At 69.0% G+C, this 21,667-nt stretch carries 25 protein-coding genes; 15 read left to right on the forward strand and 10 right to left on the reverse strand.

Features of this window, described 5'->3' with window-relative positions; genetic code table 11:
• Positions 1–41: 41 nt before the first annotated feature.
• The 5 genes from FFF93_RS00300 (at position 42) to FFF93_RS00320 (ending at position 3,658) form a co-directional block, all read left to right on the forward strand.
• The gene (locus FFF93_RS00300) at positions 42–1,007 is read left to right on the forward strand and encodes a carbohydrate kinase (protein WP_138767853.1); all 966 of its coding nucleotides are present in this window, start codon (positions 42–44) and stop codon (positions 1,005–1,007) included.
• A 9-nt stretch (positions 1,008–1,016) separates the two neighbouring features.
• The gene (locus tag FFF93_RS00305; protein ID WP_138767852.1) at positions 1,017–1,514 is read left to right on the forward strand and encodes a YbhB/YbcL family Raf kinase inhibitor-like protein; all 498 of its coding nucleotides are present in this window, start codon (positions 1,017–1,019) and stop codon (positions 1,512–1,514) included.
• 113 nt (positions 1,515–1,627) lie between these two features.
• The gene (locus FFF93_RS00310) at positions 1,628–2,446 is read left to right on the forward strand and encodes an HAD family hydrolase (protein WP_138767851.1); all 819 of its coding nucleotides are present in this window, start codon (positions 1,628–1,630) and stop codon (positions 2,444–2,446) included.
• Between the two features lie 139 nt (positions 2,447–2,585).
• Positions 2,586–2,831, forward strand: a complete 246-nt coding sequence (locus tag FFF93_RS00315; protein WP_138767850.1) for a hypothetical protein — start codon at positions 2,586–2,588, stop codon at positions 2,829–2,831.
• A 26-nt stretch (positions 2,832–2,857) separates the two neighbouring features.
• Entirely contained in the window at positions 2,858–3,658 is an 801-nt protein-coding gene (locus FFF93_RS00320; RefSeq protein ID WP_315851465.1) for a glycerophosphodiester phosphodiesterase, read from the forward strand.
• A 29-nt stretch (positions 3,659–3,687) separates the two neighbouring features.
• Here FFF93_RS00320 and FFF93_RS00325 read toward each other — a convergent pair whose 3' ends face one another.
• Positions 3,688–4,575, reverse strand: coding sequence for an NAD(P)H-hydrate dehydratase (locus FFF93_RS00325; protein WP_186372195.1), 888 nt, complete (start codon positions 4,573–4,575; stop codon positions 3,688–3,690).
• On the reverse strand, positions 4,559–5,329 hold the full coding sequence (locus FFF93_RS00330) for a histidine phosphatase family protein (RefSeq protein ID WP_138767849.1): 771 nt from the start codon (positions 5,327–5,329) through the stop codon (positions 4,559–4,561). The genes FFF93_RS00325 and FFF93_RS00330 overlap by 17 nt, the downstream gene beginning before the upstream one ends.
• Before the next feature lie 154 nt (positions 5,330–5,483).
• On the opposite strand from FFF93_RS00330, the gene FFF93_RS00335 reads away from it, so the two are divergent.
• The gene (locus tag FFF93_RS00335) at positions 5,484–6,608 is read left to right on the forward strand and encodes a glycerate kinase (protein ID WP_138767848.1); all 1,125 of its coding nucleotides are present in this window, start codon (positions 5,484–5,486) and stop codon (positions 6,606–6,608) included.
• A 130-nt stretch (positions 6,609–6,738) separates the two neighbouring features.
• Positions 6,739–8,277 carry an MFS transporter gene (locus FFF93_RS00340; protein WP_138767847.1) on the forward strand — a complete coding sequence of 513 codons (1,539 nt, stop codon included), beginning with the start codon at positions 6,739–6,741 and terminating at the stop codon, positions 8,275–8,277.
• Between the two features lie 11 nt (positions 8,278–8,288).
• Here FFF93_RS00340 and FFF93_RS00345 read toward each other — a convergent pair whose 3' ends face one another.
• The gene (locus tag FFF93_RS00345) at positions 8,289–8,951 is read right to left on the reverse strand and encodes a DUF6766 family protein (RefSeq protein WP_138767846.1); all 663 of its coding nucleotides are present in this window, start codon (positions 8,949–8,951) and stop codon (positions 8,289–8,291) included.
• 55 nt (positions 8,952–9,006) lie between these two features.
• The gene (locus FFF93_RS00350) at positions 9,007–9,498 is read right to left on the reverse strand and encodes a DUF6328 family protein (protein ID WP_138767845.1); all 492 of its coding nucleotides are present in this window, start codon (positions 9,496–9,498) and stop codon (positions 9,007–9,009) included.
• Between the two features lie 101 nt (positions 9,499–9,599).
• On the opposite strand from FFF93_RS00350, the gene FFF93_RS00355 reads away from it, so the two are divergent.
• Positions 9,600–10,496 carry an SDR family oxidoreductase gene (locus FFF93_RS00355; RefSeq protein ID WP_138767844.1) on the forward strand — a complete coding sequence of 299 codons (897 nt, stop codon included), beginning with the start codon at positions 9,600–9,602 and terminating at the stop codon, positions 10,494–10,496.
• Between the two features lie 67 nt (positions 10,497–10,563).
• Positions 10,564–11,097, forward strand: a complete 534-nt coding sequence (locus tag FFF93_RS00360) for a hypothetical protein (protein ID WP_138767843.1) — start codon at positions 10,564–10,566, stop codon at positions 11,095–11,097.
• Positions 11,098–11,182: 85 nt separating this feature from the next.
• Here the strand turns inward: FFF93_RS00360 and FFF93_RS00365 are convergent, their stop codons facing one another.
• Positions 11,183–12,538 (reverse strand): uracil-xanthine permease family protein, encoded by a 1,356-nt coding sequence (locus FFF93_RS00365; protein WP_138767842.1) that lies wholly within the window; start codon positions 12,536–12,538, stop codon positions 11,183–11,185.
• Positions 12,539–12,652: 114 nt separating this feature from the next.
• On the opposite strand from FFF93_RS00365, the gene FFF93_RS00370 reads away from it, so the two are divergent.
• A complete protein-coding gene (locus FFF93_RS00370) occupies positions 12,653–13,165 on the forward strand; it encodes a GNAT family N-acetyltransferase (protein WP_138767841.1) in 513 nt (170 codons plus the stop codon).
• Here FFF93_RS00370 and FFF93_RS00375 read toward each other — a convergent pair.
• Together FFF93_RS00375 and FFF93_RS00380 are read right to left on the reverse strand one after the other, a co-directional pair.
• Positions 13,162–13,839 carry a class I SAM-dependent methyltransferase gene (locus FFF93_RS00375; protein WP_222424637.1) on the reverse strand — a complete coding sequence of 226 codons (678 nt, stop codon included), beginning with the start codon at positions 13,837–13,839 and terminating at the stop codon, positions 13,162–13,164. The genes FFF93_RS00370 and FFF93_RS00375 overlap by 4 nt on opposite strands.
• A complete protein-coding gene (locus tag FFF93_RS00380; RefSeq protein WP_138767840.1) occupies positions 13,832–14,446 on the reverse strand; it encodes a hypothetical protein in 615 nt (204 codons plus the stop codon). The genes FFF93_RS00375 and FFF93_RS00380 overlap by 8 nt, the downstream gene beginning before the upstream one ends.
• A gap of 116 nt (positions 14,447–14,562) precedes the next feature.
• Here FFF93_RS00380 and FFF93_RS00385 point away from each other — a divergent pair, with 116 nt between their 5' ends.
• Positions 14,563–15,348 carry a GNAT family N-acetyltransferase gene (locus FFF93_RS00385; RefSeq protein ID WP_138767839.1) on the forward strand — a complete coding sequence of 262 codons (786 nt, stop codon included), beginning with the start codon at positions 14,563–14,565 and terminating at the stop codon, positions 15,346–15,348.
• On the opposite strand, the gene FFF93_RS00390 is transcribed toward FFF93_RS00385, so the two are convergent.
• Both FFF93_RS00390 and FFF93_RS00395 read right to left on the reverse strand, forming a co-directional pair.
• A complete protein-coding gene (locus FFF93_RS00390; protein ID WP_261375220.1) occupies positions 15,345–15,551 on the reverse strand; it encodes a hypothetical protein in 207 nt (68 codons plus the stop codon). The two genes, FFF93_RS00385 and FFF93_RS00390, sit on opposite strands and share 4 nt — an antisense overlap.
• Positions 15,552–15,788: 237 nt before the next feature.
• Complete coding sequence (locus FFF93_RS00395) at positions 15,789–17,366, reverse strand: HNH endonuclease signature motif containing protein (RefSeq protein ID WP_138767838.1); 1,578 nt, start codon at positions 17,364–17,366, stop codon at positions 15,789–15,791.
• Between the two features lie 379 nt (positions 17,367–17,745).
• Here FFF93_RS00395 and FFF93_RS00400 point away from each other — a divergent pair, with 379 nt between their 5' ends.
• A complete protein-coding gene (locus FFF93_RS00400) occupies positions 17,746–18,324 on the forward strand; it encodes a flavodoxin domain-containing protein (protein WP_138767837.1) in 579 nt (192 codons plus the stop codon).
• 132 nt (positions 18,325–18,456) lie between these two features.
• Here FFF93_RS00400 and FFF93_RS00405 read toward each other — a convergent pair whose 3' ends face one another.
• The gene (locus tag FFF93_RS00405; RefSeq protein WP_138767836.1) at positions 18,457–18,825 is read right to left on the reverse strand and encodes a ClpX C4-type zinc finger protein; all 369 of its coding nucleotides are present in this window, start codon (positions 18,823–18,825) and stop codon (positions 18,457–18,459) included.
• A gap of 147 nt (positions 18,826–18,972) precedes the next feature.
• Here FFF93_RS00405 and FFF93_RS00410 point away from each other — a divergent pair, with 147 nt between their 5' ends.
• From FFF93_RS00410 to FFF93_RS00420, 3 genes are all read left to right on the forward strand, one after another.
• A complete protein-coding gene (locus FFF93_RS00410; RefSeq protein ID WP_186372196.1) occupies positions 18,973–20,229 on the forward strand; it encodes an MFS transporter in 1,257 nt (418 codons plus the stop codon).
• 171 nt (positions 20,230–20,400) lie between these two features.
• Positions 20,401–21,006 (forward strand): malonic semialdehyde reductase, encoded by a 606-nt coding sequence (locus FFF93_RS00415; protein WP_138767834.1) that lies wholly within the window; start codon positions 20,401–20,403, stop codon positions 21,004–21,006.
• Between the two features lie 46 nt (positions 21,007–21,052).
• Positions 21,053–21,598 (forward strand): 2'-5' RNA ligase family protein, encoded by a 546-nt coding sequence (locus FFF93_RS00420; RefSeq protein WP_138767833.1) that lies wholly within the window; start codon positions 21,053–21,055, stop codon positions 21,596–21,598.
• Positions 21,599–21,667 lie beyond the last annotated feature (69 nt).

Consider the following 21,667-nt stretch of genomic DNA (forward strand, 5'->3'; position numbering starts at 1 on the left):
TCACAGGAGCGCCCGGCCGCGTTCTCTGGCAGAGTATGACCATGCTCACAGTCATCGGTGAGGCCCTGGTTGATGTTGTCCAGCGCTCCTCAGGTATCCAGGCCCATGTGGGCGGCAGCCCGCTGAACGTTGCGGTGGGTCTGGCCCGGCTGGACCACCCGGTGCAGTTCATCGGGCGCTACGGCCGGGACGCGTACGGGGAGTCCGTCGCGGCGCACCTGAGGTCCAGTTCTGTGCTGCTCCCGCTGGGGCCGGACGAGCTGCCGACGTCGGTGGCCACCGCCCAGATCGACGACGACGGCGCCGCGAGCTACACCTTCGACCTCGCCTGGGAGCTCCCGGGCCTGGCGGACCGGCTCCCGTTTATGCTGCAGGGCAGCACTCTGCTGCACACCGGCTCGATCGCGACCATGCTGGCGCCGGGCGCCGCCGAGGTGCTGGCCGCCGTCGAATTCGCCCATCCGTCGACCACCGTCAGCTTTGATCCCAATTGCCGGCCCAGCATCATCACCAATGCCGACTACGCGCGCCACCAAGCGGAAAAGTTCGTCACCCTCGCGGACGTGGTCAAGGCCTCGGACGAGGACCTCGAATGGCTGTACCCCGGCGTGGATCCGCTGGATTCGGCGCGCCGCTGGCTGTCGCTCGGGGGCTCGGTGGGACCAGCCATGGTGGTGGTCACCCGGGGCGCGGCCGGCCCGTGGGGGGTCAACGCCGCCGGCGAGGCGCACGCCCCGGCACCGCCCGTGAAGGTCGCGGACACGGTCGGTGCGGGCGATTCCTTTATGGCCGCGCTGCTCTCCGGCATCGTGGACCTGGGCCTCAACGGGGCGCAGAACCGCAAGGGGCTGCGCGAACTCTCGGCGGGAAGCCTGCGCGAACTCCTCGCCCACGCCGCGGCGGCGGCCGCCGTCACGGTCTCCCGCGCCGGCGCCAACCCGCCCACGCGTGCCGAACTGAACCGGATGGAGCTCGACCCGGAGCGCGCGGGTCTGGCCAGCAACTGAGAGGAAGCCGTGGCAACCTTTACGCTTCGCAGCGATACCTTCGAGGACGGCCAGATCCTGCCGGCGGCCCAGCGCGGCGCTGCGACCGGGCCAGGCGGCAGGGACGAATCGCCGCCGCTGGAATGGAGCGGCGCTCCGGCCGGGACCCGGAGCTACGCCATCACGGTTTTCGACCCGGACGCCCCGGGCCACGGCGGCTTCTGGCACTGGGCCGTGCTCGACATCCCAGGGAACGTCACCTCGCTGCCGGCCGGCGCGGGATCGCGGCACGGCGGCGGCCTGCCGTTGGGTGCCTTCCAGCTCCGGAACGACGGCGGTTCGGCAGGCTACCTCGGGGCAGCCCCGCCCAAGGGGCATGGACCGCACCGCTACGTCATCACGGTGTACGCCCTCAACATGGAAAAGTCCGGGCTCGACGCCGGTGCATCCCCGGCCAAGCTGGAAGCCAAGCTCGGCCCGCACGTGCTGGCCCGGGCATCGCTGACCGGCATCTACGAACGGCACTGACCGCCGCCCCCCGTCTCCGTTTCGACGGTTCCCTGCGCCCTCGACGCCCACGCGCGTCGACTGGGCACGGAACCGTCGAAACGGCGCCGGCGCAGCCCACGTAGACTGGCAGCATGCGGCTGGTAGCAAGTGATATCGACGGAACGATCCTCGGCCACGACGGCAAGATCAGCGACCGGACCGTGCGTGCTTTCCATGCCTGCCGCGACGCCGGGGTGGAACTGGTCTTCGTCACGGGCCGTCCGCCGCGCTGGCTGCACCCGCTGCAGAACCAGCTGGGCCACACCGGCACCGTCATCTGCTCCAACGGCGCGGTGGTCTGGGACCTGGAGGCGGACCGGGTGGTGTCCGCCCGCGCGCTTGAGCTCGACGCCGTCTTCGAGGCCCGCCGGATCATCCAGCGGCTGCGCCCCTCCGCGCTGTTCGCCGCGGAAACCCTCACCGGATTCCACCTGGAACCGGGCTTCCTCGGAACCGGTTCCACCGGCCTGCTCGCCGAGTTCACGCCGGCCCCGCTGCACCAGACGCTCAGCGCCGACGACGCCGTCGTGAAGTTCCTCGCGATCGTGCGGGAAGGGACCGCGGACGAGTTCCTGGCCGAGGTGTCCCCGGCCGTCGCCCACCTGGCCGCGGCCACGCACTCGGCCCCGAACGTCGCCCTGTTGGAGCTTTCGCTGCCCGGCGTCAACAAGGCCGTGACCCTCGCCGAATACGCGGCGACCCTGGGCGTGCAGGCGCAGGACGTGGTGGCTTTCGGCGACATGCCCAACGACATCGAGATGCTGCGCTGGGCCGGGCACGGCTACGCCATGGCCAGCGGCCACCCGGAAGCCATCCGCGCCGCCGGCCAGCAGGCGCCGCATTTCGACGACGACGGCGTGGCGCAGATCCTCGAGGCGAAGCTCGCCGAACTCGGCGTCCGCCTCGCGTAAGGTCCCGCACACCGAGTCACCCGTACATCGATCCGCCCCCGGCGGTCACGGGATTCCCAGCCGACGGACAACTGCCGTTCACCTTGGCCTCCTAGGCTGGCAGCACCGAACGCATCGTATGACTGAGGGTGGGGCGATCATGGCCAGGAACGGTAACCGACATCTTGATGAGCAGCCGCTGCGGCGGGTGGCCCCCGACGCGCACTGGCAGAGCCTGCGCCAGGGTGACCGCGTGCGGGTGCGGCTCGCGCCGGGCTACGAGACCGGCGGGTTCGTGGACGCGCTGACGGTGGACCACACCACGGTCTGGGTTGACCTCGACGGCGGCGGCCGCACGCTGCTGCACTGCAGCGACGGGGTGGAGATCCTGCCGCAGGGTTCCTGAGCGCGCTCCTCCGGTACGCTTCAGAGGTGACCGCGCCGCACCCTTTCCTTGAACACGGCAGCGCTGCGGGCGAGCCCGTGGCAATGGCCCACCGCGGCTTCTCGCCGGAGGGCGCCGAGAATTCCATGGCCGCGTTCCGCGCCGCCGTCGCCCTCGGCTACCGCTACCTGGAAACGGACGTCCACACCACAGCGGACGGCGTCCTGCTGCTCTTCCACGATGAAACCCTGGACCGCGTCACGGACGGCAGCGGCCGGATCTCCGAGCTGCCCGCCGAGGCGGTGGCCAAGGCCCGGATCGCCGGAGCGGAGCCGGTCCCGCTGCTGGCCGAACTCGTCATGGAGTTCCCGGACATCCGGCTCAACCTCGACGTCAAAGACTGGAACTCGGTGGAAACCCTGGCCGCGGCGATCGAGCAGTACGGCCTGCACGACCGCGTCCTGATTGCCAGCTTCTCGGACCGGCGGCGGCGTGCGGTGCTGCGCCGCCTCAGCCGACCCGCCGCAAGCTCCGCCGGCATGGCCTCGAACGCCCTCTTCGTGCTGCTGGGCCCCCTGCTTCCCGCGCCGCTGCTGCGCCGGGTGGGGGCCCGGGCCCTGCGCGACATCCACGCCCTGCAGGTCCCGGTCCGCTACGGCGCGGTGCCCGTGGTGACGGCGGGGTTCGTCCGCCGCGCCCACCGCCACGGCCTGCACGTCCATGTCTGGACCATCAACGAGGCGGCCGAGATGCACCGACTGCTGGACCTCGGGGTTGACGGGATCGTCACCGACCGGGCCGACCTGCTCAAGGCGGTCCTGCAGGAGCGTGGGCAGTGGCCGGACTGACGTCCGGTACCGCGCCCGGGCCTTGTCGCTCAGCTGCTGAGTTCCACCATCAGCGCCGGTAATTCGTCGCCGAGCTCCCGGGCCAGGTAGCCCAGTCCGCCGAGTTTGCTCGCGAGCCGGTCGCCGGCGGCGGCATGCAGATGGGATCCCCAGCAGGCGGCCTGCGCGTCGCTGGTTCCGCGCGCCCGGAGGCCCGCGATGGCGCCGGCCAGGACGTCGCCGCTCCCGGAGGTGCCGAGCCCGCTGTGCCCGGTGGTGATTTCCCAGAGGCCCCCGCCGGGTTCCGCTATCACCCCTTGGCAGCTCACCACAGCCTGGTAGGCGTCGGCAATCTTTGGCACGTCCCGCGTGAGGTCCCCAATGTCCCGCCCCAGCAGGATGCTGCCTTCGGTGATGTTCGGGGTCAGGATCAGCCGGCCCGCCCAAGGCTTCAGCTCGTCCGCCAGCTCGGGCAGGCAGCCCAGGGCATAAGCGTCGAGGACAACGGCGGGGCCCCGCTTCGGGCGGCCCCGCCCCGGCAGCAGCAGCCCCCGCAGCAGGGCCAGCGTCTCATCCTTATCGTCCAGTCCGGGCCCGACGAGGACGGCGTCAGCTGCCCCCACCTCGTCGGCCAGCAGCGACGCCGAGGAGCCTTTCACCGATCCGCGCGCCGTCTCCGGCAGGCCCACCACGCCGGACTCGGGAAACGCGACCGCCAGCTGAACCGCCGTCGACTCCGCCACCGCCAGGGTCAGCCGGCCGGCGCCGGAGCGGAGAGCCGCGACGCCGGCCAGCAGGGCTGCCCCGGGCGTCTTACGGGCACCGCCGACCACCAGTACCGAACCGCGGTCGTCCTTGCCGTCACCGCCGCCGGGCAGCGGCCAGCCGCGCAGCAGGGTTGGTGTCAGCTGCACTGTGGCCTCAGCGGGGGTGGACATTTGCGTCTCCGGCGTGCTCGGTGACGGGGACGCCGTGCTCCGTCAGATGGTCCGCCATGTTGAAGCTTTCCAGCTTCCACGCTCCCGTGGCGTCCGTCCGCACGAAGCGGCTGACCGAGGCGTTCAGGACGCTGGTGGTGGCGGCGATGTCCAGCAGTTCCGCCTCCGTGAGGTCCTCGAGAATGTAGCGAAACAGCACGATCAAGGCGTCGTGGCAGACCAGCAGGACCTCTTCGCCGGGGTGGTCGCGGTCGAGGTCGGCCAGCAGCGACCGGAGCCGTAGCACGACGTCGGCCCACGATTCGCCGCCCGGCGGCCGGTAGTAGAACTTCCCCAGCCACCGCCGGCGCTGGGCTTCCTCCGGCAGCCGGGCCTCCACGCCAGCGGAGGTCAGCATGTCCAGGATCCCGAGTTCGCGGTCCCGGAGCCGTTCATCCAGCCGAATCCGCTCCTGCCACCCGCCGGTCTGGACGGCGAGTTCCGCGGTCTGGCGTGCCCGGGCGTAGGGGGAGGACCACACGGCGGCACGGTCCGGTTCGGGGACTGCGGCGAGCAGCCGGCCCAGCGCCAGCGCCTGATCCCGGCCGGTGTCGGAGAGTCCGACGTCGGCGTCGCGCGCCGGAACCTTGATGACGTGCGCCCCCGCCTCGTGGGCGAGCGTGGCAGCCACGTTTCCTTCGCTTTCCCCGTGCCGGACCAGGACGAGTCCCCTGATGCCGGGCCGGCCGCCGTTGGCCTGTCCGCTGCTGCCCACCGTTGCCTCCTGTGCTCTGGTCCCGCGGGAGCGGACCGATACTGCCACGGCCTGCCGCGGGAGGTTGCCGGGTTTCCGGAAGTGCCCACGTTACTACCGCGCCCCGGCCTTGTCGCGGGGTGGGAAAGTCGGTGCCGGCTGGCAGGATGGAGCCATGCGTATCCTGATCGCCCCGGACAAGTTCAAGGGTTCCCTGACCGCCGCCGAAGCTGCCGCCGCAATGGCCGAGGGAGCCCTGCGGGTCTACCCTGAGGCCGAGACCGTCCAGTTCCCGGTGGCCGACGGCGGCGAAGGCACCCTGGAGGCCGCTCTCGCCGCCGGGTACGAGGAGCGCCTGAACGCCGTCGTCGGGCCCATCCTGGCCCCGATCGGCGCGGCTTGGGCCATCCGCCAGGACGCGTTCGGCGGCGCAACCGCCGTCATCGAGACGGCGCAGGCATCCGGGCTCGCGCACATGGAACCCACCCCCGCCAACGCCCTGCGCGCACACAGCTACGGGTGCGGGCAGCTGATCGCGGCCGCGCTCGACGCCGGTGCGACCGAAATCGTGCTCGGCGTGGGCGGCTCGGCTATGAGCGACGGCGGCAGCGGTGCCCTGCGCGCCCTGGGCCTCAAGCCCGTGGACGCTGCCGGGAGCGTGGTGCCCCTCGGCGGCGGCTCGCTCGCCGAAGTGGCCGCCGTTGACCTCGGCGGACTGGATCCCCGGCTGGCCGCCGTGAAGTTCCGGATCGCCGTGGATGTGCAGAATCCGCTGTACGGACCCGACGGTGCGGCCCATGTTTTCGGCCCCCAGAAGGGCGCCGACGAGGAGGCCGTGGAAGTGCTCGACGCCGGGCTGCGCAACTGGGCGTCGGTGTTGCGTCAGGCCAGCGGCAGGGACGTCAACGTCCCGGGCGCCGGCGCGGCCGGCGGCTTCCCGGCGTCGTTCCTGGCCTTCACAAACGCGTCGCTGGAAGGCGGCTTCGAACTCGTGGCCGGGCTCACCGGCCTGGCCGAAAAACTCGTCGAGGCGGACCTGGTGATCACGGGGGAGGGCTCCCTGGACTCCCAGTCGCTGACCGGAAAGGCGCCGATTGCCTTGGCCGACGCCGCCCACGCGCGGGGCATCCCGGTGATTATGGTCGCCGGCCGGATCCTCGTGACGCCGGAGGACCTGGCCCGCCACGGGGTGGTCGCGGCCGCCCAGTTGCTGGACGCGGCGCCAAGCCCGGCCGAGGCGATCGCGAAAGCCGCGAAGTACCTGGCGTGGACCACCAGCCAGGTACTCGAAGGGGCCTAACCCGGAAAGGTGCTCCCGGCGGTCCGACCCTGTTCCCGGCGTGCCTTCGACGTTAAACTGGCTTCAATTGGGGGCCGTGACTCCCTGCCAGGGCCACGAGCAAAACCGTGGCCCCGCCCAGGAGAGCAAGATGTCCATGAAGCGCAACAGCCCCCGCCGCCCCAGGCTCCAGGAGCGCCGGCTCGAGGTCGAACACATCAACGTCGTTGACCGCCGCGTCATGCGCAAGGCCCTCGGCGGCACCATCGTCGGAAACACGATGGAGTGGTACGACGTCGGGGTGTTCGGGTACCTGATCACCACCATGGGCCCGGTCTTCCTGCCCGAGGCTGACAAGACGGTGCAGAACCTGTTCCTGCTCGGCACCTTCGGCGCCACCTTCGTGGCGCGGCCGCTGGGCGGGGTGTTCTTTGGCTGGCTGGGCGACAAGATCGGCCGCCAGCGGGTCCTCGCGATGACCCTCATCATCATGGCCGCCTCTACCTTCGTGGTGGGGCTGCTGCCCGGCTACGCCGTGCTCGGAATCTGGGCCGCCGTCCTGCTCGTCGCCACCAAGCTGATCCAGGGCTTCTCCACCGGCGGCGAGTACGCCGGTGCCACCACTTTCGTCAGCGAACACGCCCCGGACGCCCGACGCGGCTACTTCGCGAGCTTCCTGGACCTGGGCAGCTACATGGGCTTCGCCATCGGCGCGGCGCTGGTAACGCTGTTGCAGGTCACCCTCGGCGGCGACGCGATGGAGGCGTGGGGCTGGCGGCTCCCGTTCCTGATCGCCGGTCCGCTGGGCCTGATTGCCATCTATTTCCGGATGAAGATCGAGGAATCACCGGCGTTCCAGGCCAGCCTCGACGCGCAGGCCGCCGGCAGTCCGGCGGGGGAGGCCGCGGAAACCAAGGGCCCGGTGGCCATCTTCGCGTCGCACTGGCGCGGAATCCTGCTGGCCATGATCCTGGTGGCCGCGGCGAACACGGTCGGCTACGCGCTGACGTCCTACATGCCGACGTACCTGACGTCCAACAAAGGCTACGACGAGCTCCACGGCACCCTGCTGACCATTCCGATCCTGGTCCTGATGTCCGCAGCGATTCCGCTGACGGGCCGGCTCTCGGACCGGATCGGGCGGCGGCCGGTGCTCTGGATCGGCTCGCTGGGTACGGTGGTGCTGGCCGCCCCGGCCTTCCTCCTGATCGGCATCGGCGCCATCTGGTCGACACTCCTGGGCCTGGCGCTGATCGCGTTTCCGCTGACGTTCTACGTGGCCAACCTGGCCTCGGCGCTTCCTGCCCTCTTCCCGACGGAGAGCCGTTATGGCGCGATGGGCATCGCCTACAACTTCGCCGTGGCCATCTTCGGCGGCACGGCCCCGTTCATCATCGCTTCGCTGATTGCCGCGTCCGGCAACGAAATGATGCCGGCGTACTACCTGATGGCTACCTCGGCGATCGGGGCGGTGGCGGTGTACTTCATCACGGAGACAGCGGGTAAGCCGTTGAGGGGGTCGATGCCGAGCGTCGACACGATCGAGGAAGCCCACGAGCTCGTGGCCGGACAGGACTCCAACGAGAACCTTGACCTCAACCAGATGCCGTTCGACCACACCTATGAGCCCGCCGAGGGCCAGGAGCCGCCGGCTGGCGCCGCCGAGCGCAAGGAACGCCCCGCGGACTAGGCGAGCCGGTGCTAGGCGCCGGTCTCGTAGTGCGGCTCGGCCACGGGCTTGGACTCAGGTGAGCCTTTCTCCCGCAGGTACACGGAGGCACCGACCAGCACCGCTACGGCGAGGAACTCGCTCTGCCAGTTCTGGAACGACTCGAACCAGAACCGGCTCGTGGCGAAATAGCCCAGCACGCTGACGGGGGGCTGGCCGTGCGCTAGCTGCTCCTGGCTGTACTCCTCGCTGCCGCCGACTGCGTGCAGCACGACGGACAGCAGGAACAGCAACAGGAACATGATCGAGAGCGAGTGCTCGTAAAGCTTGAGTACCCAGCCGCCACGGCGCACCGGCCACGGCGTCGTCGCCTTGATCGCGGCGTTCCGCGGATCCTCGTCCTGCGGCGCGTTCTGTCCCATCGGTTTGGACTCGGAGGAGCCTTTTTGGAAGAGGAACACCGTCAGGATGACGTACATGCCCATCTGCAGGAACTCCGACTCCCAGTTCTCGAAGGTCGCCTCCAGGAAGGCGCCGGTACCCAGGTACTCGAAGATCCCGACGGCGGACTGGCCGTGGGAAACCTGGTCCTCGCTGTAATCGGCCGCCCCGCTGACCACCATGCCGCCGAAGAAGACGAGGAAAAGTCCGATGTTGGCCAGCAGCAGTCCGTGTTCCTTGGCCCACTTGCGCATCTTTGCTCCTGAATCTGGATGAATGAATGGTCTGAACGTCTGTAGCGGCCATGACTTAGCCCCGAACGGCCCGACGGCGGAGCCGGTTGGGAATCAGGACCAGCAACGCCAACAATATGGCGAGCAGTGCGCCGCCGGCCGTAAGCCCGGCGGCCCGTCCCGCCACCACGTCGAAGACCAGCGCCGAGGTTCCCACGCTCAGGAGGGCGACGCCGGCCAGCGCCACCTTCGCGATGCGGTCCGCGCTCGCCACGAGGGTTTCCTTGAGCCCCCTGCGGAAGAGCCTGCGGTGCGCGCTGACCGGCAGCAGGATCAAGGCCGTTGTCAGTGCCGCCAGGACGACGTTCGTGAGGTAGAGCACCAGCTCAAAGCCGTCCAGTGTCTCGAAACGGGCCTGGAAGGGCAGCGTCAGCAGGAAACCCGCAAGGATCTGGACGCCCGTCTGGAGCACCCGGAGTTCCTGTAGCAGCTCCGCCCAGTTGCGGTCCATCTTTTCGTCGAAGGTCTCGTCCCGGCCGCCCTGGCGGCTTTCCCCGGTGTCCGGCATCAGCGCTCCTAACGTGGATCAAAACTTGGTACTAAGCTTACTGACGATTTTCGGGTACGGTGGAGAAACAGGAAAACCGACACATTTGGGTAGGTGGACTATTGAGCGACTCTAAGCAGCAGGACCAGCCGAAGGACCCCAGGGCCGGCTACCACGCCGGGCCTTTTCGCGAACAGGTCCAGGAACAGCCCGGGCTGACAGCGCCCATGGACCCCGCGCCGGATCACGGTGAGCACAGCTACGAGGGCAGCAACGCCCTCGAAGGCAAGGCAGCGCTCATCACCGGAGGGGACTCCGGAATCGGTAAAGCGGTGGCCATCGCGTTCGCCCGAGAAGGGGCCGACGTCGCCATCTCCTATCTCCCCGAAGAAGAGGACGACGCGCAGGACACCGCCGCGTGGATCCGGAAAGCAGGCCGGAAAGCGGTCCTGCTCCCGGGTGACGGGCGCAGCGAGGAGTTCGCGTCCAGGATTGTCGAGGACACGCTGGCCGAGTTTGGACGGCTCGACGTCCTGGTCCTGAATGCGGCATACCAAAAGAACCGGGACAGCTTCGAGTCGTTGCCCACCGATGAATTTGACCGTGTCTTCAAGACCAATCTGTATTCCCTGATCTGGACCGCCCGCGCCGCCGCGCCGCACTTGACAGCCGGCGCGTCCATCATCACGACGGCGTCAATCCAGGCCTTCAACCCCTCGCCGGAACTCATCGACTACGCCATGACCAAGGCGGCCCAGGTGGCGTTCACCAAAGCCCTGGCGCAGGAGCTTGGGCCCAAGGGCGTCCGGGTCAACGCCGTCGCACCGGGGCCCATCTGGACGCCGTTGATCCCGGCGACCGAATGGCTGGACAAGCTCCCCAGCTTCGGCCAGGACACGCCTCTGGGCAGGGCCGGACAGCCGGCGGAACTCGCCGCGGCCTACGTGCTGCTGGCGTCCGATCACGGCTCCTACATTTCCGGCGCCGTTCTGCCCGTGACCGGCGGCAAGGGCCTCTGAGGCCCACCATTCACGATCCGACCATCCAGATTCGAACGACCGAGTGCGAGACAGCAGGAGGAACGACATGACTCAGGAAAATCAGCACGGACGCACCGTTGAGGAAGAAGCAGGCGGCTACGGAACGCCCACCGCGGAGCAGGAAATGCCGGGCGGAGACGGGAAGACGTTCGCCCAGCCGCGCGAAGAAGAGGCCTTCGACGCCGCGGGCCTCAACCAGGACAGCCCGGACGGCGAGACGTACCCGGCGGGTGCGCCGGACCTCAGCCGGTTCGGCGCAGAAGACCACGACAGTGCAGGAGAACCCGGAGCTGGACGCTTCGGAGGAACGGAGGAACAGATGAGCGCGGAAAACGAAAGCAGCGAAGCCGGCTTCGAGCAGGGCAACGGGGCCGCGGCCGAAAATGGCGGCGCGGTGCCTTCGTCGGAGGCTGAGATGGATGCGGCCAACACGGAGGAACCCGAGGCGGGCCGGCCCTTCTCCTCGGAATCCGGCCAGGACGCCGCCGGCATTCCGGACGGCAGCGGCACGGACCTGCCCGACGAAAAGGCGCCCAAGGACCGTGACAGCGACGACCCGGAGTCATTCGACGCCGGCTAAAACGCCGCGGACACGCAGAAGGCCGGCATCCTGCCACCGGAAGGTGGGAGGACGCCGGCCTTTCTTGCGCCGTTGCTAAGGCTGGTTAGCGGCGCTTCTTGGGGGCCCGCTTCGCGGCAGCGTTGACGGCTGCCTTGGCGGCAGCGACCGGGGCGGCGTCTTCGGTTTCCGGCTCGGCCACGGTGCCGCGGGCCCTCGCGATGGCCTTCATGCCGTGGTAGATCACCAGGGCGGCCGCGGAGCCCAGCGCGATACCGGTGAACTTCAGGTCGCCGATCGTCCAGGTGTAGTCCGCGATGCCGACGATCAGGGCCACTGCGGCGGTGGTGAGATTGATCGGGTTAGAGAAGTTCACCTTGTTCTGGACCCAGATCTTTACGCCCAGGACGCCGATCATGCCGTAGAGCATGGTGGCGGCGCCGCCGAGCACACCGGCCGGGACGGTGGCGATCAGTTCGCCGAACTTCGGCGAGAAGCTCAGCACCACGGCGAAGATGCCGGCCACCCAGTAGGCCGCCGTCGAATACACCTTGGTAGCGGCCATAACGCCGATGTTTTCTGCGTAGGTGGTGGTGCCCGAGCCGCCGCCCAGGCCGGCGAGGACGGTCGCGGCGCCGTCGGCCATCAGCGCGCGGCCGGAGACGCCGTCGAGGTTCTGCCCGGTCATGGCGGACACCGACTTCACGTGGCCGATGTTTTCCGCCACCAGTACCAAGACCACCGGCACGAACAGGCCGACGACGCCGAGGTGGAACTCGGGGGTCTGGAAGTGCGGGAGCCCGACCCACGCCGCGGCGTCGACCTTGGCGAAGTTGACCTCGCCGCGGATCACGGCGACGACGTAGCCCACCACAACGCCGACCAGGATGCTCAGCCGGCCCAGGATGCCGCGGAAGAAAACGCTGACGACGATGATCACGGCGAGGGTGACCAGGGCGGTGATCGGGGCGGCGTCGAAGTTGTTCTTCGCCGCCGGGGCGAGGTTGAGGCCGATCAGGCCCACGATCGCGCCGGTCACGATGGGCGGCATCAGGCGGTTGATCCAGCCCGCACCGAACTTCTGCACGACGGCGCCGATGATGGCCAGCCCGACGCCGGCCAGCACCACGCCGCCGAGGGCGCCGGGGATCCCGTACTGCTGCTGCGAGGCCATGATCGGAGCGATGAACGCGAACGATGAGCCGAGGTAGCTGGGCACCCGGCCCTTGGTGATGACGAGGAACAGCAGGGTGCCGATGCCGGAGAAGAAGAGGGTGGTGGCGGGCGGCATACCCGTGATGATCGGGACCAGGAAGGTGGCGCCGAACATGGCGACGACGTGCTGCATGCCCACGCCGATGGTCAGTGGCCACGCGAGGCGCTCATCCGGCCTGACGACCTCGCCGGGGCGGATGGACTTGCCGTTTCCGTGGATCTTCCATTTGGTGCCGAGCATGCTCATTGCAGCGAGCCTTTCAAGAATGTGTGGCGGGACCGGGAAGGAATCTTCCGGGTGCCACTTTACCGCGCCGGGCGGGCGCATCCGGCGCGGGAGCAGCGCCGATATAGTTGCCGAATGCCTGCCCTGACTGCTCCCGCGAAACGCCTGCATGCGGCCTGGCTGGCGTCTCATGCCGAGTGGGGGCCAGGCCTCCACGAGGATGGCTTCGGGCTGCTGCCGGAAGACGACGTCGAGTCTCCGGCCGGTTTCGAGGCGTGGCTGGAACGGCTGGCCGCGGACTCGGCCCGTTGCACTTACCGCTGGATCACCGAGGGCGAATTAGTGCTCGGCGGGATTGCGCTGCGGCACGAAGGCAACAACTCCGTGGACCGGGCCGGGCACATCGGCTACGGAATCCGGCCCTCCGCGCGGGGCCGCGGCCTGGGAACCTGGGCGCTTGGACAGATGGTCGAGGAGGCGCGTCGCGACGGGATGGACCGCGTGCTGCTGGTCTGCGCGGTTGGCAACTTCGCCTCGGCGGCAACCATCGAGCGCCAGGGCGGAGTGCGCGAGAGGTGCCGCAACTCCGGGGCCGACAAGGTTTGGCGGTACTGGATCAGCCTCGGACAGCCCGCCGAAGGGGACTAACGGGCCGACGGCGCTCCCGTGGCCGCGGCCGGTTTGAGCACCAGAAGCATTGCCTGGGGGTGTTTTTCAGTCGCCCGTGCGGCCCGGACAAGTTGAGCCTCGAGCACGAAGCCTTGCTCCGTGAATTGGAGCGCGACGCCGTCGGGGGAATGCAGTTCCGCCCGCAGTTCGACGTCGTGCCCGTAGGCGCGCTCGAGGGTGCGGTGTCCGCTGCCGGCCTGGAAGGAAATGAGGGCCACGCCGCCGGGCCTGAGCACCCGCCAGAACTCGCGAGCGACGGGCTGTAGCTCGGACGGGGAAGAGTGGATGATCGAGTACCAGGCAAGGATGCCGTCCGCGGTTGCGCCTGCTGCCGGGAGATCCCTCAGCTCGCCGACGTCGAAGGCGAGCCCGGGGTGGCTCCGCTGCGCCGTCCGGACCATCCCCGGTGAGAGATCTACTCCCGTGACCTCCAGCCCGGCGTCGCTGACGTAGGCGCTCAGACGCCCGGCACCGCAGCCGGCGTCGATCACCTTGCGTCCGGGGGAGGCAAGAAGCCGGGCGCAGAAGTCGTCGATCATGGCCATATCAAGAGGGGCCTCGAAGCTGCTGTCCGGAAGCGCCGCCGCATAGTCCTCGGCGACCGTGTCATAGGCGGATCTGACGTCGGCCAGCCGTTGTCCTTGGTTATGCACGGTTCTCCAGGAAAGGAACACGGGGCCTCTTTGCGAGGATCATCTCGGCGAGATCCATTCCTGTTTCCCGGTTCTGCCTCCCGGAAGGCACCAGGCGAATGGCTGCGACATACGGGGTGCCCCATGATTCAATCTCAATGACCAGCATGGGGCGGCGCTCCAGCGGCCTCCGTAGGGTTTCCATTCTCACTGACACAACCTTTTCCCACGGCACGAGTCCGAAATGGACGGGTCCTCGTCGTTGTCTGACCAGCTGAAGCCCGCGGGCGTCCGCGACCAGGTCCAGGATGTATCCCGTGCCCTTTGCCTTCGACGTTAGTGGGCCTTTTTTGAGGAATCTCCCAAGTTCGCGCCCTGTCCAGAAGGTGTCGACGACGAGCGCTCCGGGATGGGCTAGCCGGAGTTGTCTCCTGAAGGTCCTCGCCCTGTGGAACAGCCACGCTAGCCAAGCTGGGACGACAACCGCCAACATGAGCAGGACCACGGCCAGCACCTTGAGAGCATCCGGATAGCGCGCGGCATCGTTGACCTTGACCAAGAGCCTGACGAGAAGGACGGCAACACCGGTGGCCCCAATTGCAGCGCCCGTGCGCCGCTTTGTGCTCATCTGACCTCCCCCAAGGACCGGCCGGGCTGGCCGTGCTACCGCTTACGGTACTACCCGTCCCGGGCAAGAACATTTTCGACGCCGACCGGACGGGTTGCCGCTGTACCGTAGGTCCGATGAATCCTTCGACGCTCCTTGCGGCCTACGACCAGCAGCTCCGGACCGATGCCGAGACCCCCAGTGCGGTCGCCGTCGAACGGCTGGGCCCCCTGCGGCTAGTGACCTTCGCCGGCGGCCGCGGATTCGTGACCTATCAGGACCTGGCCGGAGCCAGCGCAGGAACGATCGCGGGGTGGGTGGCGCAGACCGCGGCGTTCTACCGCGCGGACCCGGACATCGTGCGGGTTGAATGGAAGACCCGTGGCCACGATCGTGCGCCCGGGCTCCACGAGGCACTGCTGGAGAACGGTTTTGAGCCGGACGAGACCGAGTCGGTCATGATCGGGGCCGCCAGCGCGCTCGACGTCGACGTGGCCCTGCCGCCCGGAGTGAGCCTGCGGCGCGTGACGGAGGAATCCGACATCCGGGCCATGAGCGCCATGCAGGACGAAGTCTTCGGCAGTCCCGTCTCGGACGGAAACGTCGAAGCGATTCTCCGCCGGATGGCCAACGCCGACGGGATGGAATTGTGGGTGGCGGAACATCAAGGGGTGGTGGTCAGTGCAGGGCGCCTTGAGCCGGTGCCGGACACGGACTTCGCGGGTATCTGGGGCGGAGCAACGCGCGAAGAGTGGCGGGGCCGGGGGATTTACCGCGCGCTGACCGCGGCCCGGGCGCGCGCGGCGATGTCGCTGGGCAAGAAGCTCATCCACAGCGACTCCACCGAATATTCACGGCCGATTCTGGAGCGCCACGGTCTGGTCCGGGTGTCCACAACCACCCCGTACCGCTGGCGGCGCTAGCGATCCTCGCGGGATTGGAACTCTTCGTCGAGCTCGTAGTGCCGGAATTCCGTCTCCGGGTTCGGCTCGCCCTCCGCAACGACCTCGTAATCGAGTTGGCGTTGGATCTGGCTGTCCAGTACCTGCAACTGCTGATCTGCGACTTCGCCCAGGTCCTCGGGAAAGCCATCGTCCGGCGTGAGATGCAATTTCTCGGTCATCATGCCCTCCGTGCCGCCATGCCGGGCTCTGCGTTCCGGCCTTGAAGGGCTAACTCTACAGTCGGCTGCGGCAGATGGCTCCAGGCCGAGCATGAACCGTGACAGACCGGCCGGCGGAACGGTCGCGCCGCGCGCCGGCCCCCTTGAGCCGCGACCGCGGGGGATTACGGACGTTGGCTCAGACGGCGCCTGACGCGCCGCCGCAACTGCCCGTTACACCCGCCCGACCGGCAGCGCCGTTCAGGTTCTGAAATAGTGGTTTCGTCTCGGTGTCTGGTGTGGGTCGAGATGGGGTGGCGGGATGAACCAGGGGATGCCGTTGCGGGGCTGGATGGTCCATTGTTCTTTGTGGATCAGGTGGTGATGGTGGGAACAAAGGAGTGTTCCGTTGTCTGTGCTGGTGGTGCCGCCGTAGGCCCAGTAGGTGATGTGGTGGGCTTCGCACCAGGGCGCGGGGATGGTGCAGGCGGGGAAGGCGCAGCCCTGGTCGCGGGCGGTGAGGGCTTTGCGGATATGCGGCGGGAAGATGCGGCTGGTGCGGCCGATGTCCAGGATTCGGCCTTGGGATCCGAGGAGGAGGGGGATGATGTCGGCGTCGCAGGCGATTTTGCGGATGGTCGCGGCTGTGACGGGTCCGGTGAACGCCATTGTCCCCGTGCCAGTGAGCCCGAACGGGCCGGTGCCCGGGATTTGTCCGGACGCGTCGGGGCAGTTGTTGGCGGTCCGGCCGGGGCCGCCGGCCTCCATGTCCCCGTCGCTGCCGAGCCGGTCGAGGAGGTCGCGGTAGTCGATGGTGACCATGACCTGGGGCCGGAGTCCTCCCGCGGCGGGCAATCCTCCGGAGGCGAGGGCGGCTTTGCAGCCGCCGACGAGGCCGTCGAGGAGTTTCTGCGGCCGGGACCGCCGGTCCAGCTGGTTCGGTACGAACCCGCCGGCGTCCGTGCCGGCCGCGCCGTCCGCCTCCGTGCCCGCACTTTCGGCCGCGGCGGTGTCGCTGCCGCCCGATTCGCCCTCGGCCCCGCCGGCTCCGGCCGCCGCGGTGCGGGGGTTGGTGGCGGTGTTCATCACGGTGAGGAGGTGTTCGAACTGTTCGGTGGTGGCGAAGATTTCCAGGTGCTGCAGGCCGTGGCGGGGTTTGCGGATGAAGGCTCCCTGGAGCTGGCGGAGGAGCTCCTCGGAGGGTTCGGCGCCGTCCTGGTCGATCGCGTCCAGCCAGCGCCTCGCGATCCGGGCCAGGAAGTCCGGGTCGTGCTCGGCCGCGGTGCGGGTCACGGCGTGCTCCATCCGGGCGGCCGTCTCCGGGTCGCAGACGCCCCGGACCCGGCCCAGCGCCTGGGCGATGATCGTCGCGGACCGGGATGGCACGGCCCCGGCGGCCACGGCCGCGGCGAGTTCCTCGCGCACGGGCGGGAGGGGCTGGCCCGTCATCCCGGTGCGGGGCAGCACGTCCCCGGCCAGGGACAGGCGCCGGTGCGCCTCCGCGGCACTGATCTGCAACCGGTCCCGGAGGAACTCCCCGGTCTTGCGGTAGCCGTCATCGAGCACCCGGGCACTGCCGGCAGCGGCGGCTTCCTTGCGGGTGCGGTCCACGGCCCCGGCGGCAACCAGTTGCAGGTACTCCACGGCCCGGGAGATTTCCTCGACTTGGCCCGCGAACCCGGACGCCTCGCCAAAGTCCATCAGTGACGAGTCCGCGACCGCAGTCGCGCACAGGTCCTGAAGTCGGCCAAGGACCCCGGCAAGATTATGGGCTACGCCGCGCACATCACCGCCCGGCCTTCCGGCCGGACGAGCGATGAGAGCTGCACCGATTCCCATGAACCAATTCAACCGCGGGGGTCAGACATTATGAGGAGCCCCCAGTCCGGGACAGTCGTGCTCGTCGGCGCGCGTACACCCGCGCTGCCGTCTTGTCGGCGCACCCACATCCGCCGACGTCGTGCCGGCGCGCCTACACCCGCGCCGCCGTCGTGTCGGCGCACCCACATCCGCCGCCGTCGTGCCGGCGCGCCTACACCCGCGCCGCCGTCGTGTCGGCGCACCCACATCCGCCGCCGTCGTGCCCCCGCCGCCCGAACCCGCGCCGCCGTCGTGCTCCTCACCGCCCGAACCCGCGCTGGCCCACGGCGGGACCTATGGCAGGTCCCGACCGGCCCGGCTTCCAACAGACTGGAGCGAGGAAGGTAGGAGGTTAACCATGAGGGTTCTCGTCGCCTATGCAAGTGCGCTGGGGTCGACCCGGGAGATAGCCCAACACGTGGCCGAACGCTTGGCTGTTGGGCTGGGCGAGGTCGAGTGCCGGTCCGTGGAAGAGGTCGGGTCTGTCTCGGACTACGAGGCTGTCGTGGTCGGCAGTGCTATTCACAACCAGGCGTGGCTGGCCCCGGCTTTGCTGTTCCTCGAACGCCAGGCGCAGGAGCTGGCCAAACGACGCGTCTGGGCGTTTAGCGTGGGGATGTCCGACGCCCTGCCAAAGCCGTTTCGCAAGCGCGGCGCGCTACTCCAACAGCAGCGCTTGGAGGGAAGCCAGTTCCAGCACATTCCACTTCGCGGCCACAGAGTCTTCTCGGGTGTCTACGAGGCCGGCCAGATGCCGACGCCGCTCAGGCTCCTGTTCCGCCTCACCGGCGGCCGTTTCGGAGACTTGCGGGACTGGGCGGCCATCGACGGCTGGACTGACGACATCGCCGTTGAACTCGCTCAACCCGCTCCGCCCAGCACGGCAGAGGGCGCCGACGCCCACGGCTTTCCCCCGGATCGCCCGGCCGGAGGCTGATTCCTCGCCGGAGCCGACGACGTCGAGACCGCGCCCCGGAAGACCGCCGGGCTCCTCGACCAGGCCAAGGCGCACCGTAAGCTCTCGTCCTCCCTGCGGTACGACGGCGCCTGATCGCCGGCAACGTCCGGCTCAGGAGACAATCTTGAACCGTCCCCAAGCGGTTTGTCGGGTAATACCCAGGGCGGCGCCGATCCGGGACCAGCTGATGTCTCTTTCCCTGGCGACGCCGACCCAGTGCCGTAGCTGCTCCTCGACGTGGGAACCTAGGCGGGCAATCTCGGGCAGCTGCGCCAAGAGTTCCTCATCGCTCAACTGCTCCCACTCGGGCCCAAGGAAGCGGGCCCCGTCAGCCTGCGCCGGGGCGCCCAGCAGGTCCCGGGCGGCGCCCACGCAGTGCTCACAGATCGAAATGCCCGGACCAACCACTAGCCGCCGGTCCCGGGTCCCGGCGCGGCCACAGAAAGAGCAATAGCCCTGTCCCGAATCGACGTCGACCATCTTTGCCCCTTGGTGCGCGGCGGCGTTGACAACGTCAGGTGCTACCTGACACCCTCGCGTGTGACCTTTCGCACATCGCCTGGCTCCCAGCGTAGCCGTCCCGCCGGCAAAAGACAGGGCCCGGACGCTACTCCCGCTGGGCCGCTCTTGCGCGGACCATTCCGATGGCTCTTCATTGCAGGCATCGGCGATGGGATCGGCGACGACGTCGCCCGTGCGCTGCTGCCGGTTGTTGCCGTGGCCATGCTCGGCGCCGGGGCCTTCGAAGCAGGGATTCTCAATGCCCTCGGTATGGTGGCGTTCCTGGTCCTCGGCGTCCCGGCCGGCGTCCTCGTGGACCGCTGGCCCCGGAAGCCGGTCCTGATCGGCGCCAACCTGGTCCGGGCAGCCGTCGTGCTGACCGTTCCCCTGGCTTTTGCGGCGGGCGCACTGCAGCTCTGGCACCTTTTCCTCGTCGCCGCCGTCATCAGTGCCGCCGACGTCTTCTTTACCTCGGCGCAGTCGGCGGTGATGCCTACGCTATTGGCGGGAGACCAGCTCGCGCGGGGCTACGCCCGGGTGCAGACGGTCCAGAGCGGTCTTGCCGTCGCGGCCCCGGGTGTCACCGGTGTCCTGATCAGGATCGCCGCTGCGCCGGCCCTCCTGGCGATTTCGGGCCTTGCCTATCTGTTCTCCGCCGCGGTGACGTGCGGGCTGCCCGAGGTGCGGTCCGTCCGCTCCTCGGGGCCAACGGGATTTTGGGCGGAAGCGCGCCACGGGCTTGTCTTCACGCTGGGGCACCCGATCGTCCGGGCCCTGATGGGCTCGATTGCGCTGGTCAACGCGGCCGGTATGTGGGGAGCCGGCGCAAAGGTCGTCTTTGTCCTCAACGCCCTCTGGATACCGGTGGACCAGGTTGTCGCGCTGGGCGCCGTATCCGCGGCCGGCGGACTGGCGGCCTCCCTGATGGCCACCGGAATCACCCGCCGCCTCGGAATCGGCAGGACCAAGGTCATCGCCAGCCTGGCCGGCGCCTGCTCTATGCTGCTGGTTCCCGCAGCCCCCGCCCTGGCGTTGCCGGCAGTGTTCTGGGTGGGACTCTCCGGCTTCGGCTGGTCCTACTTCGTGGTGCTGAACGGCCTGGCGGGTGCCGGCATCGTGGCCCGGCTCGTCCCCGCCGACCTCATGGGCAGGGCGATGTCCAGCTACCGGCTGGTCACCCTGGGCGTGATGCCCGTGGCCAGCCTCGCCGGCGGCTTCCTCGCGCTCCTTGCTGGCGAGGCCACCGTCCTCTGGGCGTCGGCCATCATCGCGGCCATCTCGGCGGTGCCGGTCCTCTTGTCGCCGCTCCGGCACTGGGAGGCCTTTCCGGAGGAACTCGACGTCGGCCGAACCGTCCAGACTACGGTGACGGCGGGCAAATAACCCTGAAACCGGCGCCCCGGCCGCGTTTAATCGCCGAATTGCGGGCACCGCACCCTGCCCGCTGTGGGCGAGGTCACGCCGCGGGCCGGGAAGCTGGCGTCCGGGAATCCTGTTGAACCAAGGGACAGCAGAAGCGCTCCGGACGGGGCGAGCCCAGCGAAAGGGACGCGAATGACCATCGCCCATGAAGAAGCAGTAATCGACGCCGCAGCGGTGGACGCCATCTTTGCCCAGGCACGCACGGCCAACGCCTTTACCGGCGAGGTCACGGACGAGCAGGCCCGCGCCATCTACGAGCTGACCAAGTTCGGTCCCACCGCGTTCAACTCGCAGCCCCTGCGTGTCACCTATGTCCGCTCGGACGAGGCCCGCGCCGCTCTGGTGGACACCCTGTCCGCCGGGAACCGCGCAAAGACCGCGACCGCGCCACTGGTTGCGGTCCTCAGCACCGACACGGCGTGGCACGAGCAGTGGGACACCTTTCTCCCCGGCTACAACGCCCCCAAGGCCATGTACGACGCCGCCCCGGACCTCGCCGCGGCCACCGGCAACAACAACGCCCACCTCCAGGCGGGCTACTTCATCCTCGCCGTCCGTTCTCTCGGGCTTTCGGCCGGACCCATGACGGGCGCCGACTTCGGCAAGATCGATGCCGCGTTCTTCCCGGACGGCAGCCAGAAGAGCTTCATGGTGGTCAACATCGGCCACGCCGCCGAGAACGCCTGGGGTGCCCCGAAGCCCAAGTTCGCCTACGAAGAAGTGGTCCGCACCGTCTAACCCGGCGGCAGGCGATCGCGTCGGTGGGCAGTGGCAGACTATGCCCATGCGGAACCTGATTGTGGTCGCTTTCCTGGAGCCGGTGACCGAGGGCATGGAATTCCCCCGCGACGCTTGGCCGCTGCACATCACCCTGGTGAAGTTCGACGTCGTCGGGCAGCCCGGTGAAGGGCAGCCCGGCGGCGGGGATAACGGCGGCGCCGCTGCCGCCGTCGCGGGTGATGCCCTGGCCGCCCGCGTGGCGGCGCTGATGGACGCGCCGGTCCGGGCCGCCCTGGGGACCACCCTGACCGTCGGCGGCGAGGCAGGCTTTGGTCGCGGCGGCTCGGTCCCGGTCAGCTTGATCGAGGCCAGTGCCCCGCTTCAGGCCCTTCATGAGGCCCTCGTGCGGGCGGTCGAGGCGTTGCCGGGCCGGATCGCCACACCCGGCTACACCATGGCGGGATTCCGTCCGCATGTATCCCACCGGGGCGAGAAGGCGCCCAGGGCGGGCGATCACGTGGAGCTGGACCGGGTCGCGCTGGTGGACATGGCTCCCGACGGCGGGCACGCCACGAGGCGGCTTCTGCGGCTCTGGGAGGCCACATTGTGAATGAACCTCTTCATTTGTTCACAGAGGTGCAATACTTGGGTCAAAATTCGGAGTCAGACACCCTGGGAG

It is taken from the genome of Arthrobacter sp. KBS0702, assembly GCF_005937985.2.
Taxonomy (GTDB): domain Bacteria; phylum Actinomycetota; class Actinomycetes; order Actinomycetales; family Micrococcaceae; genus Arthrobacter.

Excerpts from the sequence above, each read along its gene's own strand:
- FFF93_RS00300 (WP_138767853.1), top strand. The coding sequence starts at position 42 with ATGCTCACAGTCATCGGTGAGGCCCTGGTTGATGTTGTCCAGCGCTCC.
- FFF93_RS00310 (WP_138767851.1), top strand. The coding sequence starts at position 1,628 with ATGCGGCTGGTAGCAAGTGATATCGACGGAACGATCCTCGGCCACGAC.
- FFF93_RS00315 (WP_138767850.1), top strand. The coding sequence starts at position 2,586 with ATGGCCAGGAACGGTAACCGACATCTTGATGAGCAGCCGCTGCGGCGG.
- FFF93_RS00325 (WP_186372195.1), bottom strand. The coding sequence starts at position 4,575 with ATGTCCACCCCCGCTGAGGCCACAGTGCAGCTGACACCAACCCTGCTG.
- FFF93_RS00335 (WP_138767848.1), top strand. The coding sequence starts at position 5,484 with ATGCGTATCCTGATCGCCCCGGACAAGTTCAAGGGTTCCCTGACCGCC.
- FFF93_RS00340 (WP_138767847.1), top strand. The coding sequence starts at position 6,739 with ATGTCCATGAAGCGCAACAGCCCCCGCCGCCCCAGGCTCCAGGAGCGC.
- FFF93_RS00345 (WP_138767846.1), bottom strand. The coding sequence starts at position 8,951 with ATGCGCAAGTGGGCCAAGGAACACGGACTGCTGCTGGCCAACATCGGA.
- FFF93_RS00350 (WP_138767845.1), bottom strand. The coding sequence starts at position 9,498 with ATGCCGGACACCGGGGAAAGCCGCCAGGGCGGCCGGGACGAGACCTTC.
- FFF93_RS00360 (WP_138767843.1), top strand. The coding sequence starts at position 10,564 with ATGACTCAGGAAAATCAGCACGGACGCACCGTTGAGGAAGAAGCAGGC.
- FFF93_RS00365 (WP_138767842.1), bottom strand. The coding sequence starts at position 12,538 with ATGAGCATGCTCGGCACCAAATGGAAGATCCACGGAAACGGCAAGTCC.
- FFF93_RS00370 (WP_138767841.1), top strand. The coding sequence starts at position 12,653 with ATGCCTGCCCTGACTGCTCCCGCGAAACGCCTGCATGCGGCCTGGCTG.
- FFF93_RS00380 (WP_138767840.1), bottom strand. The coding sequence starts at position 14,446 with ATGAGCACAAAGCGGCGCACGGGCGCTGCAATTGGGGCCACCGGTGTT.
- FFF93_RS00385 (WP_138767839.1), top strand. The coding sequence starts at position 14,563 with ATGAATCCTTCGACGCTCCTTGCGGCCTACGACCAGCAGCTCCGGACC.
- FFF93_RS00390 (WP_261375220.1), bottom strand. The coding sequence starts at position 15,551 with ATGATGACCGAGAAATTGCATCTCACGCCGGACGATGGCTTTCCCGAG.
- FFF93_RS00395 (WP_138767838.1), bottom strand. The coding sequence starts at position 17,366 with ATGGGAATCGGTGCAGCTCTCATCGCTCGTCCGGCCGGAAGGCCGGGC.
- FFF93_RS00400 (WP_138767837.1), top strand. The coding sequence starts at position 17,746 with ATGAGGGTTCTCGTCGCCTATGCAAGTGCGCTGGGGTCGACCCGGGAG.
- FFF93_RS00405 (WP_138767836.1), bottom strand. The coding sequence starts at position 18,825 with ATGGTCGACGTCGATTCGGGACAGGGCTATTGCTCTTTCTGTGGCCGC.
- FFF93_RS00415 (WP_138767834.1), top strand. The coding sequence starts at position 20,401 with ATGACCATCGCCCATGAAGAAGCAGTAATCGACGCCGCAGCGGTGGAC.
- FFF93_RS00420 (WP_138767833.1), top strand. The coding sequence starts at position 21,053 with ATGCGGAACCTGATTGTGGTCGCTTTCCTGGAGCCGGTGACCGAGGGC.